Annotated in this window: 14 protein-coding genes; 9 read left to right on the top strand and 5 right to left on the bottom strand. The window is 62.3% G+C overall.

Features of this window, described 5'->3' with window-relative positions; translation table 11 throughout:
- The first annotated feature begins 124 nt into the window (after window positions 1–124).
- The 3 genes from kdpC (at window position 125) to BT125_RS16015 (ending at window position 4,217) form a co-directional block, all read left to right on the top strand.
- Window positions 125–670: a potassium-transporting ATPase subunit KdpC gene (kdpC, locus tag BT125_RS16025; protein ID WP_072408380.1), complete on the top strand. Its 546-nt coding sequence runs from the start codon at window positions 125–127 to the stop codon at window positions 668–670.
- A gap of 132 nt (window positions 671–802) precedes the next feature.
- Window positions 803–3,454 (top strand): sensor histidine kinase, encoded by a 2,652-nt coding sequence (locus tag BT125_RS16020; protein ID WP_072408378.1) that lies wholly within the window; start codon window positions 803–805, stop codon window positions 3,452–3,454.
- A gap of 64 nt (window positions 3,455–3,518) precedes the next feature.
- A complete protein-coding gene (locus BT125_RS16015; protein ID WP_072408376.1) occupies window positions 3,519–4,217 on the top strand; it encodes a response regulator in 699 nt (232 codons plus the stop codon).
- A 177-nt stretch (window positions 4,218–4,394) separates the two neighbouring features.
- On the opposite strand, the gene BT125_RS16010 is transcribed toward BT125_RS16015, so the two are convergent.
- Window positions 4,395–5,432 carry a patatin-like phospholipase family protein gene (locus tag BT125_RS16010; protein WP_072408373.1) on the bottom strand — a complete coding sequence of 346 codons (1,038 nt, stop codon included), beginning with the start codon at window positions 5,430–5,432 and terminating at the stop codon, window positions 4,395–4,397.
- A 207-nt stretch (window positions 5,433–5,639) separates the two neighbouring features.
- On the opposite strand from BT125_RS16010, the gene BT125_RS16005 reads away from it, so the two are divergent.
- The 3 genes from BT125_RS16005 (at window position 5,640) to BT125_RS15995 (ending at window position 7,752) form a co-directional block, all read left to right on the top strand.
- Window positions 5,640–5,930: a hypothetical protein gene (locus BT125_RS16005; RefSeq protein WP_060738562.1), complete on the top strand. Its 291-nt coding sequence runs from the start codon at window positions 5,640–5,642 to the stop codon at window positions 5,928–5,930.
- Between the two features lie 90 nt (window positions 5,931–6,020).
- Window positions 6,021–6,782, top strand: a complete 762-nt coding sequence (locus BT125_RS16000; RefSeq protein ID WP_072408371.1) for a CHAD domain-containing protein — start codon at window positions 6,021–6,023, stop codon at window positions 6,780–6,782.
- A 172-nt stretch (window positions 6,783–6,954) separates the two neighbouring features.
- Window positions 6,955–7,752 (top strand): acyl-CoA thioesterase, encoded by a 798-nt coding sequence (locus BT125_RS15995; protein WP_072408584.1) that lies wholly within the window; start codon window positions 6,955–6,957, stop codon window positions 7,750–7,752.
- 11 nt (window positions 7,753–7,763) lie between these two features.
- Here the strand turns inward: BT125_RS15995 and BT125_RS15990 are convergent, their stop codons facing one another.
- The 3 genes from BT125_RS15990 to BT125_RS15980 all read right to left on the bottom strand — a co-directional run bounded on the left by BT125_RS15990 (window position 7,764) and on the right by BT125_RS15980 (window position 10,899).
- Complete coding sequence (locus tag BT125_RS15990; protein ID WP_072408369.1) at window positions 7,764–8,138, bottom strand: terminase; 375 nt, start codon at window positions 8,136–8,138, stop codon at window positions 7,764–7,766.
- Window positions 8,139–8,365: 227 nt separating this feature from the next.
- On the bottom strand, window positions 8,366–9,847 hold the full coding sequence (locus BT125_RS15985; RefSeq protein WP_072408367.1) for a methyl-accepting chemotaxis protein: 1,482 nt from the start codon (window positions 9,845–9,847) through the stop codon (window positions 8,366–8,368).
- Between the two features lie 245 nt (window positions 9,848–10,092).
- Window positions 10,093–10,899 (bottom strand): TatD family hydrolase, encoded by an 807-nt coding sequence (locus tag BT125_RS15980; RefSeq protein ID WP_072408365.1) that lies wholly within the window; start codon window positions 10,897–10,899, stop codon window positions 10,093–10,095.
- 235 nt (window positions 10,900–11,134) lie between these two features.
- Between BT125_RS15980 and BT125_RS15975 the strand changes: the two genes are divergently transcribed.
- From BT125_RS15975 to BT125_RS15965, 3 genes are all read left to right on the top strand, one after another.
- Window positions 11,135–12,553 carry an MltF family protein gene (locus tag BT125_RS15975; protein WP_072408363.1) on the top strand — a complete coding sequence of 473 codons (1,419 nt, stop codon included), beginning with the start codon at window positions 11,135–11,137 and terminating at the stop codon, window positions 12,551–12,553.
- Window positions 12,554–12,652: 99 nt separating this feature from the next.
- On the top strand, window positions 12,653–13,087 hold the full coding sequence (locus BT125_RS15970) for a DoxX family protein (protein WP_072408361.1): 435 nt from the start codon (window positions 12,653–12,655) through the stop codon (window positions 13,085–13,087).
- A gap of 249 nt (window positions 13,088–13,336) precedes the next feature.
- Window positions 13,337–13,645, top strand: a complete 309-nt coding sequence (locus tag BT125_RS15965) for a hypothetical protein (protein ID WP_024618163.1) — start codon at window positions 13,337–13,339, stop codon at window positions 13,643–13,645.
- Between the two features lie 8 nt (window positions 13,646–13,653).
- Here BT125_RS15965 and greB read toward each other — a convergent pair whose 3' ends face one another.
- Window positions 13,654–14,151 carry a transcription elongation factor GreB gene (gene greB, locus BT125_RS15960; protein ID WP_072408359.1) on the bottom strand — a complete coding sequence of 166 codons (498 nt, stop codon included), beginning with the start codon at window positions 14,149–14,151 and terminating at the stop codon, window positions 13,654–13,656.
- Window positions 14,152–14,169: the final 18 nt, after the last annotated feature.

The following is a 14,169-nucleotide window of genomic DNA, read 5'->3' as shown; positions in this document are numbered from 1 at the left end:
AACCCCCAGGAAATTGACTGCAACCAGCCTGACACGTAGCTGTGGCTGATTTTGGGGCTGCTTTGCAGCCCAGCGGGAGCAAGCTCCCTCGCCACGATGATTTTTTTGATTCGAGGATTTTGAAATGTCCACTCTGATTCGCCCGGCCTTGAGCCTGTTATTGCTGATGAGCCTGATCACCGGTGTCGCCTACCCACTGGTGGTCACCGGCGTGGCGCAGGTCGCCTTTCCCGCCCAAGCCAACGGCAGCCTGATCGTCGATGCCGCCGGCAAGGTCCGTGGCTCGACGCTGATCGCCCAGGACTTCACCGGCGATGCCTGGTTTCATCCACGGCCATCGGCCGTTGCCTTCGCCACGGTCGCCAGCGGTGCCAGCAATTTCTCCCCGAGCAATCCGGCCCTGGCCACACGGGTGATTGATGACGCCCGCAAACTTCAGGTGCCTGGTCAGGGCCCGGTGCCGTTGGCATTGCTGACCACCTCCGGCAGCGGACTGGATCCGCACTTGCCTCCGGCGGCAATTGCCTATCAACTGGCGCGTGTCGCCGCCGCGCGCAACCTGCCGGCCTCGACCTTGCAGCAATTGCTCGACGACAACATCGAGCAACCCCTGGTGGGCCCACCGGTGGTGAATGTGCTGGCGCTGAACCTGGCCTTGGAAAAACTATAGAACCTGTGGGAGTGAGCTTGCTCGCGATGAGGGTGTATCAGTCTCCCTCAATGGTGGCTGACCTACCGCTATCGCGAGCATGCTCGCTCCCACAGGATGGCTGAACCCATTCGAAACAAGAGAATCCCCAGCATGAGCGACTCCGGCCGCGCCGATGCACTGTTAGCCAATCTGCCCCGTAACGGCCGTGGCCGGCTCAAGGTCTTCCTCGGCGCGGCCCCCGGTGTCGGCAAGACCTACGCCATGCTGCAAGCGGCTCACACCCAACTGCGCCAAGGTGTTACGGTCATCGCCGGGGTAGTGGAGACCCACGGTCGCAGCGAAACCGAAGCGCTGCTCGGCGGCCTGGCGCAACAGCCGATGGTGCGCTCGGAATATCGCGGCGTGATGCTCGAGGAAATGGATCTCGATGGCTTGCTCGCCGCCCGGCCGCACTTGGTCCTGGTGGACGAACTGGCCCACAGCAACGCCCCCGGCAGCCGCCATGCCAAGCGTTGGCAGGACATTCAGGAATTGCTCGCGGCGGGCATCGACGTCTACACCACGGTCAATGTCCAGCATCTGGAAAGCCTCAACGACCAAGTACGCGGCATCACTGGCGTGCAGGTTCGCGAGACGTTGCCGGACTGGGTTCTGCAGGAAGCCGATGAGCTGCTGCTGATCGACCTGCCACCCCGTGAGCTGCTGGAGCGTCTGCGCGATGGCAAGGTCTACGTGCCGGAACAGGCCCGGGCGGCGATCGATGCGTTTTTCTCCCAGACCAACCTGACCGCGTTGCGTGAGCTGGCGATGCAGACCGCCGCCGCCCAGGTCGACAATGACCTGGCCCTGGGCTATCGACAACTGGGCCAGGCCGCGCCGGCGGTGCGCGGACGCTTGCTGGTGGGGGTGGACGGTGATGTGCAGGCTGAACGCCTGGTGCGCCATGCCAGCCGCGTCGCCCAGCGTCGGCATCTGCCGTGGAGCCTGGTGCACGTGGACAACGGCATCGCCCGTGACGAGGCCTCGCGCCAGCGCTTGCAGAATGCCCAGCAACTGGCTGAACGCCTCGGCGGCGAAGTGGTGCTGCTGCGCGCCGGCGAAGTGGCCAGGACGCTGATCCAGCACGCCAGCGAACGTCGCGCCACGTTGGTGCTGGTGGGCCAGTCCCGGCCGCGCCTGCGCCGACGGCTGTTTGGCGGCGGCCTCGCTTCGCGCCTGCTGCGCGATGCCCGGGGCCTGGAAATCAACGTGCTGGACAGCGATGAGCAACCGCGTCCTGCCCGTGTGCACTCAGGCGCCGTCCAGACCAGGTTCGATTATGTGCTGGCGTTGCTGGCGACCGTGGTGGCCAGCGCATTGGCCTGGGGCATCTCGGGATTGCTGGCCTTGCCCAATATCTCCCTGGTGTTCCTGATGGCAGTGTTGCTGGTGGCCGTACGCAGCAGCCTCGGCCCGGCGCTGGCCTGCGCGGCGCTGTCGTTCCTGGCCTACGATTTCCTGTTCATCCCACCGAACTTTTCCCTGACCATCCAGCGCGAAGAAGACGTGCTGACGTTGGTGTTTTTCCTGCTCATGGCGGCCCTGACCGGCAACCTGGCCGCTCGCCAGCGCCGCCAGTTGCAGGCCCTGCGCGACACCCAACAGGAAACCGGCGAATTGCTGGACCTGTCGCGCAAACTCACTGCCGCCACCGACCGCCAGGCCGTGATCAGCGCCGCCGCGCAGCACCTCAACGGTTGGCACGACTTGCAGCTATGCCTGCTCAACCGCGACAGTCAGGGCGGTTGGAAGGTCGAAAGCGGCGAGCCGTTGACCCTCACCGAGGCCGAGCGCGCGGCGGCCGACTGGTCCTGGCAGCACGATCAGTCGGCCGGCGCCGGCACCGGGACACTGCCCTCCGGGCGTTGGTGGTGGTGGCCGTTGTCGGCGGAGGGCGGGCCGCTGGCCTTGCTGGGTGTCTGCCCGAAAGAAGGCCAGCCCCTGAGTGGTCAGCGTCGCCGTTTGCTGGCGGCCCTCAGTCAGCCATTGGCCCAGGCACTGGCTCGGGCGCAACTGGCCCAGGACCTGGAAGCGGCGCGTCTGCACGGCGAGACCGAGCAACTGCGTAGCGCTTTGCTGGCTTCCGTGTCTCACGATCTGCGCACACCGCTGACCGCCATGCGCGGCAGCATCGACAGCCTGTTGGCGCTGGGGGAGGCGATCCCGCTGGCTGATCGTCGCGAGCTGCTCGAAGGCACTCGCGATGAAGCCGAGCGGTTGGATCGCTACATCCAGAACTTGCTGGACATGACTCGTCTGGGCCACGGTGCTTTGAAACTGGCGCGGGACTGGGTGGCGCCGGCCGATATCGTTGGCAGTGCGCTGAATCGCCTGCGAGCGGTGTTGGCGCCCCTGACGCTCACGGTCGAGGTGCCGGCTGAATTGCCCTTGCTGTATGTGCATGCGGCGTTGATCGAGCAGGCCCTGGTGAACGTACTGGAGAACGCGGCGCGGTTCTCGCCAGCCCAAGGACGCCTGCTGCTGAGCGCCGGGGCTTGCGACAATGAGGTGTTTTTTGCGGTGGCCGATGAAGGCCCCGGGATCCCAGAACAGGAGCGGGAGAAAATCTTCGATATGTTCTATACCGCCGCGCGCGGTGATCGGGGCGGGCAGGGCACAGGGTTGGGATTGGCGATCTGCCAGGGCATGGTCGGTGCCCACGGCGGGCGAATCAGCGTGGCCGATGGCCTCGACGGACGCGGCACTTGCATCACGTTGCACTTGCCGTTGCAGGCGCAACCGGGCATGGACGATGAAGCTTGAGCCTGGCTGAGATACTCTCTTGTCACTTGCGTGCCTTTCCACTGGATTGCAACGAACGAACCTCATGAGCCAGATCGCGACCCTTTTGGTCATTGATGACGAACCGCAGATCCGCAAATTCTTGCGCATCAGCTTGAGCTCCCAAGGCTACAAGGTGCTGGAAGCCGGCACCGGTGCCGAAGGGCTTGCCCAGGCGGCGCTGAACAAGCCCGATCTGCTGGTACTCGACCTGGGCCTGCCGGACATGGACGGCCAACAGGTGTTGCGCGAGTTTCGCCAATGGTCGACGGTGCCGGTGCTCGTGCTCTCGGTGCGGGCCAGCGAAGCGCAGAAAGTCGAGGCGTTGGACAACGGCGCCAACGATTACGTGACCAAGCCGTTCGGCATCCAGGAATTCCTCGCCCGCATCCGTGCCTTGTTGCGCCAGGCCCCGGCCGGCGAGCCACAGGAAGCCGCGCTGAAGTTCGGCCCGCTGACGGTGGACCTGGCCTATCGACGAGTGCTGCTGGACGGCACCGAAGTGGCCTTGACCCGTAAGGAGTACGCCGTCCTGGCGCAACTGGCGCGGCACCCGGGGCGGGTCATCACCCAGCAGCAGTTGCTCAAGGACATCTGGGGCCCGACCCACACCGAAGACAGTCATTACCTGCGGATCGTGGTCGGTCACCTGCGCCAGAAGCTGGCCGACGATCCGACCCGACCGCGGTTCATCGTGACCGAGGCGGGGGTGGGGTATCGGTTGTTGGGGGAGGGCGCTGTTTAGCCTTGAATAGGCTTCAAGTCGTGCACTAATGTGGCGAGGGAGCTTGCTCCCGCTGGGCTGCGCAGCAGCCCCGATACAGCCAACTCAATGAACCTGATACACCGAGCATTCGCTTCTGGGGCGCTTCGCACCCCAGCGGGAGCAAGCTCCCTCGCCACAAGGGCTCAGCGAGTGTGTTCAATTCTGTTCACGCTCATAGCGGTCCAGGGTATCGCTGGCAATCTCCCGCCCCAGGGCGATCAACTCCGGCGCCTTGTAGAACTCGAAAAACCGGCACACCCGTTTCGGCACGTTGATCAGCACATCCGGCGGGTAACCGGCGATCTTGTACTGGGCCAGCGAGGTCTGCATCACTTCGAAGCTCTGGTTGATCAAGTCCAGCAACGAAGCCGGACCGACGTTATCGATGATGAATGAGCCGGTGGCGGATTTCGGTGCGCCTTCGTTCTCTGGCGCGGCAGCCGGTTGTTGGCCCTCGGGCTCGGCCGAGTCGATCCACGGGTTGATGTCGGCGGCCTCGGCTTTCAAGGCTTCCTGCTCCAGCAGTAACAACTGCTCGGCCTGCTTGCGGCGAAACGGCAGGCGCGAGCCCAGGGAACTGACCAGGGTGTCGAAGCGGCGCCTGAACGCGGCGGGGCGCGGGATCACCGGTAATCGGTACTGTTTCTGGTTGGTGGCGTTGAGGTTGACCGCGATAATCAAGTCGCAGTGGCTCGACACCACCGGCACGATCGGCAACGGATTGAGCAGGCCGCCATCCACCAGCATGCGATTGCCTTGCATCACGGGTGTGAACAGGCTGGGAATCGCCGCCGAGGCGCGCATTGCCTGGTGCAGGCAGCCTTCCTGGAACCAGATTTCCTGCTGGTTGGTCAGGTCGGTCGCGACGGCGGTGTAGGGGATACGCAAGTCTTCAATGTTGAGTTCACCGACGATCTTGCGGATCTGCCCAAAGACCTTCTCGCCGCGGATCGCCCCCAGGCGAAAACTGACGTCCACCAGACGCAGGACATCCAGGTAATCCAGGCTTTCGATCCAGTTGCGATACTCATCGAGCTTGCCCGCCGCATAGATCCCCCCCACGACAGCCCCCATGGAACAGCCGGCGATGCAGGCAATATCGTAGCCACGTCGTTCGATTTCTTCGATCACCCCGATATGGGCATAGCCCCGGGCGCCACCCGAGCCCAATACCAATGCGATACGTTTTGTCATGACCCGGCCTCTTGTCGAACAGACTTCAACAATGCACTCATCGACGGCTCGGCTCAATCGTTGTGGCGAAGACGTCGTTTTTTGACACGCTGCGACGGCATTTGCGTATGCTCGGCCACACTTGAATTTACGCGGTCAAGCAAGGCACTTTTCGCCGTTGCCACCGTCTTAACAGCACGACTGTTGACCTGACCTGAGGTGTTATTGATGAAAGCCCGGATCCGCCTGCCCTTGGTGGCATCTTTGATGATTTTGGCCCTGGCCGGTTGCGCAGGCAAAACCGCTTACCGCGACAGTTGTGGCAGCCAGCTCGACAGCGCCTGGCGTGAACTGGACCTGGCCAAGGCCGAAGGTTTTGCCGGCACCGTCAGCTACTCCAAGGCCTTGTCCCTGCTGACGGGCGCCAAGACCCAGCAGCAATTCGAAGCGTTCGAAGGCTGCTCCAAGAAAGCCGAGAAGGCGCGTTTCTACATTCGCGAATCCCGCGCGGGACGATAAAGGCAGCCGCAAGCTACAAGCTGCAAGAGGGCGATACCCGCTGCTTCCACTTGCAGCTTGCAGCTCAAAGCTGCGTACGGAGTACGTTCCATGATCGATCGGCTGGTGGCCCGCATACTGGGCCTGGAAGTCCGCCTGTTGGCCTGTCAGGCCCGCTTGAATGCCCACACCGACAGCGAAGCGCTGCATGACCTGCGGACCACGGTACGCCGTTTGCGCAGCCTGCTTCGTCCGCTGCGCGGATTGCCCGGCGTCGAACAACTGGAAACAGCGGCTTCGGCGGTGGGCACCCTGACCACGCCCCTGCGCGACCGGGAGGTGTTGGCGGCTTACCTTGAACAACATGGCCAGGCCGAGGCGGCGCGGCGACGCCAGGTACAAATGGCCGATGCCTATCCCGCCGTGGCCGCGAGTGTTGAACTGGCCCAGTTGCTGATGATGCTCGATGCCTTCCCGCGTTTCGTTCGCGCCGCCCAACGTGAGGGGCTGCTGAAGGGCTTGCGCAAACGCATCGAAAAGCGCCTGGACAAACAGTGGAAGAAACTCGGCGAAGCCCTGCGCGATCCCGCCCATGACCGCCACCGGTTGCGCCTGCTGATCAAGCGCGTGCGCTACGCCATCGAAGCTTATCCTGAGCTCGACCGCCTGCCCGAAGCCGCCATGCCACGGCTCAAGTCCGCCCAGGGCGCGCTGGGCGACTGGCACGATTGCTGGCAATGGCTGGCCAGGGCCAAGGAAGAAACCGACCTGCAAGCTTGCGTGCCCACCTGGCACGCCACGATGGAAAAGGCCGAGGCCAAGTCCGACAAGGTGCTCGACAAATTGATTGCGAGTTGCTTCGAAAAGTCCTGAATCCACCCCGTTTCCCACTGTGGGAGCGAGCAAGCTTGCTCCCACAGTGGGGTGGGGGTGGCTTCGAGATCCTCGGCTTTTCTGTCAGCCTCTTTGGCCGGAATGAGCCCTGTGCCGCCTGCCTGGGCTGGTTAAGATGCCGTCATCCTTTTCCCCCGTTTTCGAGGTCGTCATGCACTTTTCCGAGTTGATCGATGCCGTGCGCCGGCAGCCAGGTGCGGTAACCATCGCGCCAGAATGGGGCCAGGGCCGGGCCACTTTTGGCGGTTTGGTGGCGGCGCTGCAATATGAGGCGATGCGTGCCCAAGTGCCGGCGGATCGCCCGGTGCGTTCCCTGGCGATTACCTTTGTCGGCCCGGTCGAGCCCGACGTGCCGGTCAGTTTCGAAGTCGACGTGTTGCGAGAAGGCAAGGCGGTAAGCCAAGTGTTGGGACGCGCGGTGCAGAACGGTCAGGTGGTGACTGTGGTGCAAGGCAGCTTTGGTGCCTCGCGCTCGTCCGTGGTGGCGGTACAGGCCGATCCCGCGCCGGAATTCAAGAGCGTGGAGCAATCCCAGGAGCTGCCTTACGTCAAGGGCATGACCCCAGAGTTCATGCGGCACCTGGCGATGCGCTGGAGCGTCGGCGGCGTGCCGTTCAGCGGCAATAAATCACGGAGCATGGGCGGCTGGGTGCGCTTGCGCGGCGATGTGCAGGAGCAGCCGCTGAACGAAAGCCATATCCTGGCCTTGGTGGACGCCTGGCCCCCGGCGTTGTTGCCTCATCTCTCACAAATGGCTCCGGGCAGCACGCTCACGTGGACCATCGAGTTCGTCCAGCCGCTGCTGGATCTCACGACCCTGGACTGGTGCAAGTACCTGGCCGAGATCGAACATGCCCAGGACGGCTACGGCCATATTGCCGCGAAGTTCTGGAGCGCCGATGGCCGCTTGATCGCCCTGAGCCGGCAGACGGTAACGATCTTCGGGTAAGGCCGCTTTGGCTAAGGTTTACGGTGGTGACGGTGGCGATCACGCCAGGCGCGCCACCAGCCCCCGCTGAGAAAGAACCGTGGAAAAGTCAGGAACTGCTCCACCAACAGGCGTGACACGGCATCCTTGCGATCGCTGAACGGCTCGGAAGCCTGGGCCTCCAGGCTGTGTCCGTGACGCTGCAATCCGAGTGCCGCGAGCAGGCCGATGACGCCGATGGCGATGTCCCCCAGGCTCAAGCTGAACACGCCCGTCACAATCAGCAGAAACGCGATGATGAACAGCGGCACGGCAATCAGGTGCAACACCAGGTTGGTGGGGTGGCGATGATTGTCGGGGTAGGCGCGCCATTGCCAGGCTGGAAGATTGGGATGACGTTTGCCCATGATGCTATTCCCTCTATTCGTGTGCACTTATGCTTGAAGAATAGGTGCCTGCCAGGGCGCCTGCGAATCGAGGTTGGTTATCGGGGCGATAGAGTTTCAAAGATTACATTTGAGTTGACTGTACTGGCCTCTTCACGAGCGAGCTCGCTCCCACATGGGGTCTGCCGGGTTCACAAACTTTTGTGTCCGACTCGATCCCATGTGGGAGCTTGCTCGCGAAGGCGTCCTCAAAGTTTGAGCTGCCCGATCGCCTTGCTCAACTCGCCCGCCAACGTTGCCAATTCATCGCTGGTGGTGGCTGAATCGACGGTCTGGCGCACAGTGTTTTCGGTCACGTCGCGAATGCTCACCACCGCCCGGTTCATTTCCTCGGCGACATGGCTTTGTTGCTCGGCCGCAACCGCGATCTGGGTGTTGCTCTCGCGCATTTGGGCCACCGCTGCGGTGATCTGTGCCAGCGCGTCGCCGGCCTCGCGGGCCTGCTGCACGCAATCGTCGGCCTTGAGCGAACTCTCCTGCATGAAGTCCACCGCGTCCCGGGTGCCGGCTTGCAGGGCCGAGACCATGGTGGTGATTTCATCCGTGGAGGCCTGTACCCGCTTGGCCAGGTTGCGCACCTCGTCGGCCACCACGGCAAAACCTCGGCCCATTTCCCCGGCCCGCGCCGCTTCGATGGCCGCGTTCAGGGCCAGCAGATTGGTTTGCTCGGCGATGCTGTGGATCACATTGACCACGCTGTTGATCTTCTGACTGTCTTCGGCCAGGCGCTGGATCATTTCGGCGGTCTGCTGCACCCCCGCCGACAACCCGGTGATCGACTGTTGCACCCGGCCGACTACTTCGTGACCGTTGCCGGCCAAGGTGTCTGCGGTTTTCGACAGGTCGCGGGTGGCGCCGGCGTGCTGGGCGATGTGATAAACCGTGGCGGACATTTCGTTGATCGCCGTGGCTGCCTGATCGGTTTCGCTTTGCTGGCCGAGCATGCCGTGGCGAACATCGTTCATGCTCGACGCCAGGCGCGCCGCACCACTGTCCAACTGCCGGGCAGTGCTGGCAACGGTGTCGACCACCCGTTGATAACCGGCCTGCATGGCGTTGAACGCAGCCGCCATCTGGCCCACTTCGTCCTTGCAGGCCAGCGGCACACGGGCGGACAGGTCACCGGTTTTTTCCACATGCAGCATCACGTCCTTGAGCGTGTTGAGCTGGCTGAGCAAAAAGCGGATCAACAACTGCGATGCGCCCAACATTGCCAGCATCAATACGAACACGGCCATGGCGTATTGGCTGAAGCGTTCACCGAACACTTGGCTCAGGCTTACCCCTTGAGCCAACACCGCGAGTGATTGTCCGTCAGCTCGACGGATCACTTGGGCACCCAGCAACGGATCGTCGCCAAGCAGCGGCCCGGCATCGAGTTCGACCCAGCCATCGGCCTGAACCAGCGAAGTCAACGGTCGTTCGTTGAACACCGGAACCTGGTCGCGCCGGAATGCCAAGAGATCCTCAGCCCTGGGCAACGGTTGCCCGGCAGGCCAGGCATTGAGCACCTGTGCTTGGGCCTGGGCGTTTGCCTGGGCTGCGTGGTTGCGCGCCTGCTGTTCGAGGTGCACCGCGTAGAGCACCAGGAGCAAGGTGGTGATAAAGGCGACCGCATTGACCGCCCAGAATTTGTATTTCAACGAGATATTGCTAAGCCAGGCACCCATGGAAGGTTTTCTCTGATAGCGTAAACAGCATTGGCAAGGTGCCATTATTCTGCCGCTATTCAGGCGCCGGGATTTTGATGTGGGTCAACAGACAGCGGGGTCCCAGGGTTTTGATGTGGGCCAACAGACAACAGAATCCCTTGTGGGAGCGAGCTTGCTCGCGATAGCGGTGTGTCAGTCAGCCAATGAGCAAGCTGGTGCGCCACTATCGCGAGCAAGCTCGCTCCCACAGGGGGTTGCAGGGTTCAGGAGATCGTGGGCAGTCCAAAGAACGCTCGGGCGCAGGCGCTGCTGTGGGCTGCCAGGTCTTCCTGGGTTTCGCCCCGGTGCAAGGCCACTTCGCGCAGGACTTCCGTCAGGTAGGCCGGCTCGTTGCGCCCGTTCTTGGGTTTGGGCCGCAGCGTGCGGGGCAGCAGGTAGGGCGCGTCGCTTTCGAGCATCAGCCGGCCACGGGGTATTTCGCGCACCAACGGGTGCAGGTGCGTGCCCCGGCGTTCGTCGCAGATCCAGCCAGTGATACCAATATGCAGGTCGAGATCGAGGTAGCTGTACAACGCCTTTTTTTCCCCGGTGAAGCAGTGCACCACCGCTGCCGGCAATTGATCGCGAAACTCCCGGAGAATGTCCAGCAAGCGCTGGTCGGCGTCGCGCTCATGCAGGAAGATCGGTAATTGCAGCTCAACCGCCAGGGCGAGGTGTTCCTCTAGGACCTTTTCCTGCTGGGGGCGGGGCGAGAAGTCTCGGTTGAAATCCAGTCCGCATTCACCCACCGCACGCACGCGGCTGTGCATCAGCAGGTCCTTGAGGTGCCGGGCGCTATCGTTGGTCCACTCGCTGGCGCTGTGGGGGTGAATGCCAGCGGTGGAAAACAGTCTTTCCCCGGTCTCGTCGAGGTGTTGGCACAATTGCAGGGCTTGTTCGCTGCCCTCGATGCTGGTGCCGGTCAAGACCAGTTGGCAGACCCCGGATGCATAGGCACGCTCAAGCACCGCCTGGTGTTTGTCGGTGAAACTGGGGTTGGTCAGGTTGACGCCGATATCGATGAGTTGCATGGTGCTACCTCGGCCCAAAGGCCGGAAAGCATATCAGAGCTGTAGATTTATAAGAAAAGCCAAGAACTACAATGAGTTGAGGCTGTCTGTTAAGGCCGCGAGACACATAGGGTTGGTATAAAAGCCATCACTGTGCCAGTCTTCCGCACTTTTTCAGCGCCCCTGGCGCTCTGTTTCTGTCGACTCAGCCTCGTGTTTCATGGAGGCGGTCCGCAGTGTTCCTTCCGGAGAGTGGATGACACGTCCCCAGGTATTGTTACTGTTGTGTTGTTCGCTGCTGTTGCCGATACCGGCCGAAGCACGGCTGCCCGGGCCGGTGCAGGCGGCGCCGGGCACGGTGCGTGACCTGGCGCAGATCCGCAGCAGCCGTGTGTTGAAGGTTTTGGTCAACCAGAGCCGCAACAGCTCCGGTGAAGTCCAGGGGCAACCCATTGGCGTCGAATACCATCGGCTGCGTGCTTTCGAGCAATATCTCAACGGTCATGCCCGGGACGGCCAGGAAATCACCCTCAAGATCATTCCCAAGGCCAAGGACCAACTGCTCGGTGCCTTGCAGCGCGGGGAGGGCGATCTTGTCGCGCCGGGTGAGCTGCTTGAGCCTCAGGCCGGCCATGCTGTCAGCGCCAGCAATCCGATCCGTACCGACGTGCCTTTGCTGTTGGTGGGCATCAAGGGAGAGAAGCGTTACACACGCGTGGAGCAACTTTCCGGCAGGACCCTGGCCCTGCCCAACGGCAGTGCGGCCGGGGATGCCGTGAGCCAGATCAACCAGAAACTGGCGCTGCTCAAACTGCCGCCAGTGAAGATCGAATGGGTCGATCCTACCTTGGCCGTGGAAGATGTCCTGGAGATGGTCCAGGGCGGGATTTTCCATTTGACCATCGTCGAGCAACCCATTGCCGAGCGCTGGGGCAAGATCCTGCCCAAGCTGCGCTTCGACCGCCAGGTGCTGATTGGCGAGCCGGGTGACGAGTATTGGTTTGTTCGCCGTGACGCCGCCATGCTGCGGGCGAGCATCGACCGGTTCCTGGCGACCTATAAGGTGCCCGACAATCAGGACGCGGCATTCCTGCGCATCTACCGGCGTTTGTACCAGGTTCACTATCCGCTGGCCCGGGCCAATCGCCAACGCTTGGAAAAGCTGCGCCCGGTGCTGCAAAAACATGCCGATGCCCAAGGCATGGACTGGCTCAACCTGGCGGCTCTGGCTTTCAAGGAATCCGCCCTGCAACCCAATGCCCGCAGCGGTGCAGGCCCCACCGGCCTGATGCAGATCACCCCGGCGGCAGCCCAGCGGGTCGGGGTCGATAACATCCAGAACGTGGACGCCAACGTGCAGGCCGGCGCCAAGTACCTGGCCCTCATCCGCCGCAAGTTCTTTGCCAGCCCCAAGCTCAACGATCGCGAACGCATGGCCTTCGTCCTGGCGGCCTACAACATGGGCCCCGAGCGCGTCCAAGGCATGCGAGCCGAGGCCCGGCGGCGGGGGCTGAACCCCAACCAATGGTTTTTCCAGGTCGAACGCATTGCCATGGAGCAGGTAGGAATGGGGGCCGTCAGCTATGTTAATAGTGTGAATAAGTACTACCTGGCGTTTGATCGTGAACGGGAGTCCTTGGAACCGAAGGAGCAAAAGGTTGCATTGCGTAAATGATCGAATAAACTGATTGGTATTACGGGCTTTTTCCGCTTTTAGCATGAGTTTTATTGATTAGTATAGCGACCACTCTCTACTACTCCCAAGGAATGACCTATGAGCACTCTCATCAACAAAGTTCTGTTCACCCGCGCCGGCTATGGCTTGACTGTCCTGCGCATCGCCGTCGGTGTCATATTCGCCGCCCACGGCGCGCAGAAACTCTTTGGTCTGTTCGGTGGCTACGGCCTTGCAGGCACGGCGCAGTGGATGGAAAGCATCGGCCTGACCCCGGGCTATGTGATGGCGACACTGGCGGGAGGTACGGAGTTTTTCGCCGGGCTGGCGCTGATCGTCGGTCTGCTGGCGCGTCCTGCGGCACTGGGCCTGGCCTTCCTGTCGCTGGTGGCGATTTTCTCCGTGCACATCGGTAACGGCTTGTTCATGGCCAACAACGGTTATGAATTCGCCCTGGCGTTGCTGGCGGGCAGTATTGCCGTGCTGATCGAAGGGGCGGGCAAGTTGTCGGTCGATCGCGCCATCGCGGGTTGAGTGCACGATTGGAACCCGAGGCCCGTCTTGTACGGGCCTTTTTTATGGGGAGTGATTCTTGACACTGGCCGGTCAGCTTCTCTAGGATGCCGTTCATGCGCCGATTTAAACAGCTACTTGCGGGGCGCCAGGTGACTCATCACGTTGCCGATAGAAGCCGAAAGACACGGCTTCGAAATACCGCTAAAGCGCTGGTTCGGTGTTGCCTCTCACCTGCCATGCAGACTTTCGAGGCAGAGACACGACACGATGAACGCACCCAGTCCCCTTGTACGTCTTGCGCCGATCACGGCGAACCTTGTGCAACGCAATCCGAAAATTCTCCTGGGCGGCACTCACCAGCCAACACTCTTGCGTTACCTCGACGGCTGGCCGCGTCGCAACCACGGGCCTGCCGCTTTCCTGATCCAGTTTGTCGAAGACGGTGAGTCACTGGCGCGTTTTGCCAATGACAGCTTCGACCTGGCTGTCATCCAGTCCCCCAGCGCAGCGGACGCTCCTGAAATGATCCGGCAACTGACCCGTGTCGCACGGCAGGGCTTGATCACGCGCCGTTGAGGTGAGGGTCACGGATACGCGATGTCCACGATGTAGACCCGTTTTTCGCCCGTGGGCGTCTGGACGCTGACCTCGGCGTCCAGGGCCTTGCCGATCAGCGCCCGTGCCAAAGGCGAGTCGATGCTGATCAGGTTCTGTTTCAGGTCCAGCTCGTCCGGGCCGACGATGCGGTAGCGTGATTCCTTGCCGTCCTCATCTTCAACCGTGACCCAGGCGCCAAAATACACCCTGTTCGGATCGCTGGGTTTCTCACTGACCACTTTGAGCGCTTCGAGGCGCTTGGTGAGGAAGCGCACGCGACTGTCGATTTCCCGCAGCATTTTCTTGCCGTAGGTGTATTCGGCATTTTCCGAACGATCACCCTGGGCCGCCGCCTCGCTGACCGCCTGGGTCACCTGGGGACGGCGCACATGCCACAGCTCATGGAATTCAGCGCGCATCCGCGCTTCACCCTCGGGGGTGATCAGCGCGGTGCCGGCGGTGCGGGGTGGGCGATAACGGCTCATGGCAACTTCTTTTGATAG

The organism is Pseudomonas sp. NFACC04-2, from assembly GCF_900119265.1.
Lineage (GTDB): Bacteria > Pseudomonadota > Gammaproteobacteria > Pseudomonadales > Pseudomonadaceae > Aquipseudomonas > Aquipseudomonas fluorescens_AA.
This window is presented reverse-complemented; position numbering and strand designations above follow the sequence as displayed.

Bases quoted from the DNA above. Each gene is read 5' to 3' on its own strand.
- BT125_RS16015 (WP_072408376.1), top strand. From the start codon at position 3,519: ATGAGCCAGATCGCGACCCTTTTGGTCATTGATGACGAACCGCAGATC.
- BT125_RS16020 (WP_072408378.1), top strand. From the start codon at position 803: ATGAGCGACTCCGGCCGCGCCGATGCACTGTTAGCCAATCTGCCCCGT.
- BT125_RS16005 (WP_060738562.1), top strand. From the start codon at position 5,640: ATGAAAGCCCGGATCCGCCTGCCCTTGGTGGCATCTTTGATGATTTTG.
- greB (WP_072408359.1), bottom strand. From the start codon at position 14,151: ATGAGCCGTTATCGCCCACCCCGCACCGCCGGCACCGCGCTGATCACC.
- BT125_RS15980 (WP_072408365.1), bottom strand. From the start codon at position 10,899: ATGCAACTCATCGATATCGGCGTCAACCTGACCAACCCCAGTTTCACC.
- BT125_RS15965 (WP_024618163.1), top strand. From the start codon at position 13,337: ATGAACGCACCCAGTCCCCTTGTACGTCTTGCGCCGATCACGGCGAAC.
- BT125_RS15970 (WP_072408361.1), top strand. From the start codon at position 12,653: ATGAGCACTCTCATCAACAAAGTTCTGTTCACCCGCGCCGGCTATGGC.
- BT125_RS15990 (WP_072408369.1), bottom strand. From the start codon at position 8,138: ATGGGCAAACGTCATCCCAATCTTCCAGCCTGGCAATGGCGCGCCTAC.
- BT125_RS16000 (WP_072408371.1), top strand. From the start codon at position 6,021: ATGATCGATCGGCTGGTGGCCCGCATACTGGGCCTGGAAGTCCGCCTG.
- BT125_RS16010 (WP_072408373.1), bottom strand. From the start codon at position 5,432: ATGACAAAACGTATCGCATTGGTATTGGGCTCGGGTGGCGCCCGGGGC.
- BT125_RS15985 (WP_072408367.1), bottom strand. From the start codon at position 9,847: ATGGGTGCCTGGCTTAGCAATATCTCGTTGAAATACAAATTCTGGGCG.
- BT125_RS15995 (WP_072408584.1), top strand. From the start codon at position 6,955: ATGCACTTTTCCGAGTTGATCGATGCCGTGCGCCGGCAGCCAGGTGCG.
- kdpC (WP_072408380.1), top strand. From the start codon at position 125: ATGTCCACTCTGATTCGCCCGGCCTTGAGCCTGTTATTGCTGATGAGC.
- BT125_RS15975 (WP_072408363.1), top strand. From the start codon at position 11,135: ATGACACGTCCCCAGGTATTGTTACTGTTGTGTTGTTCGCTGCTGTTG.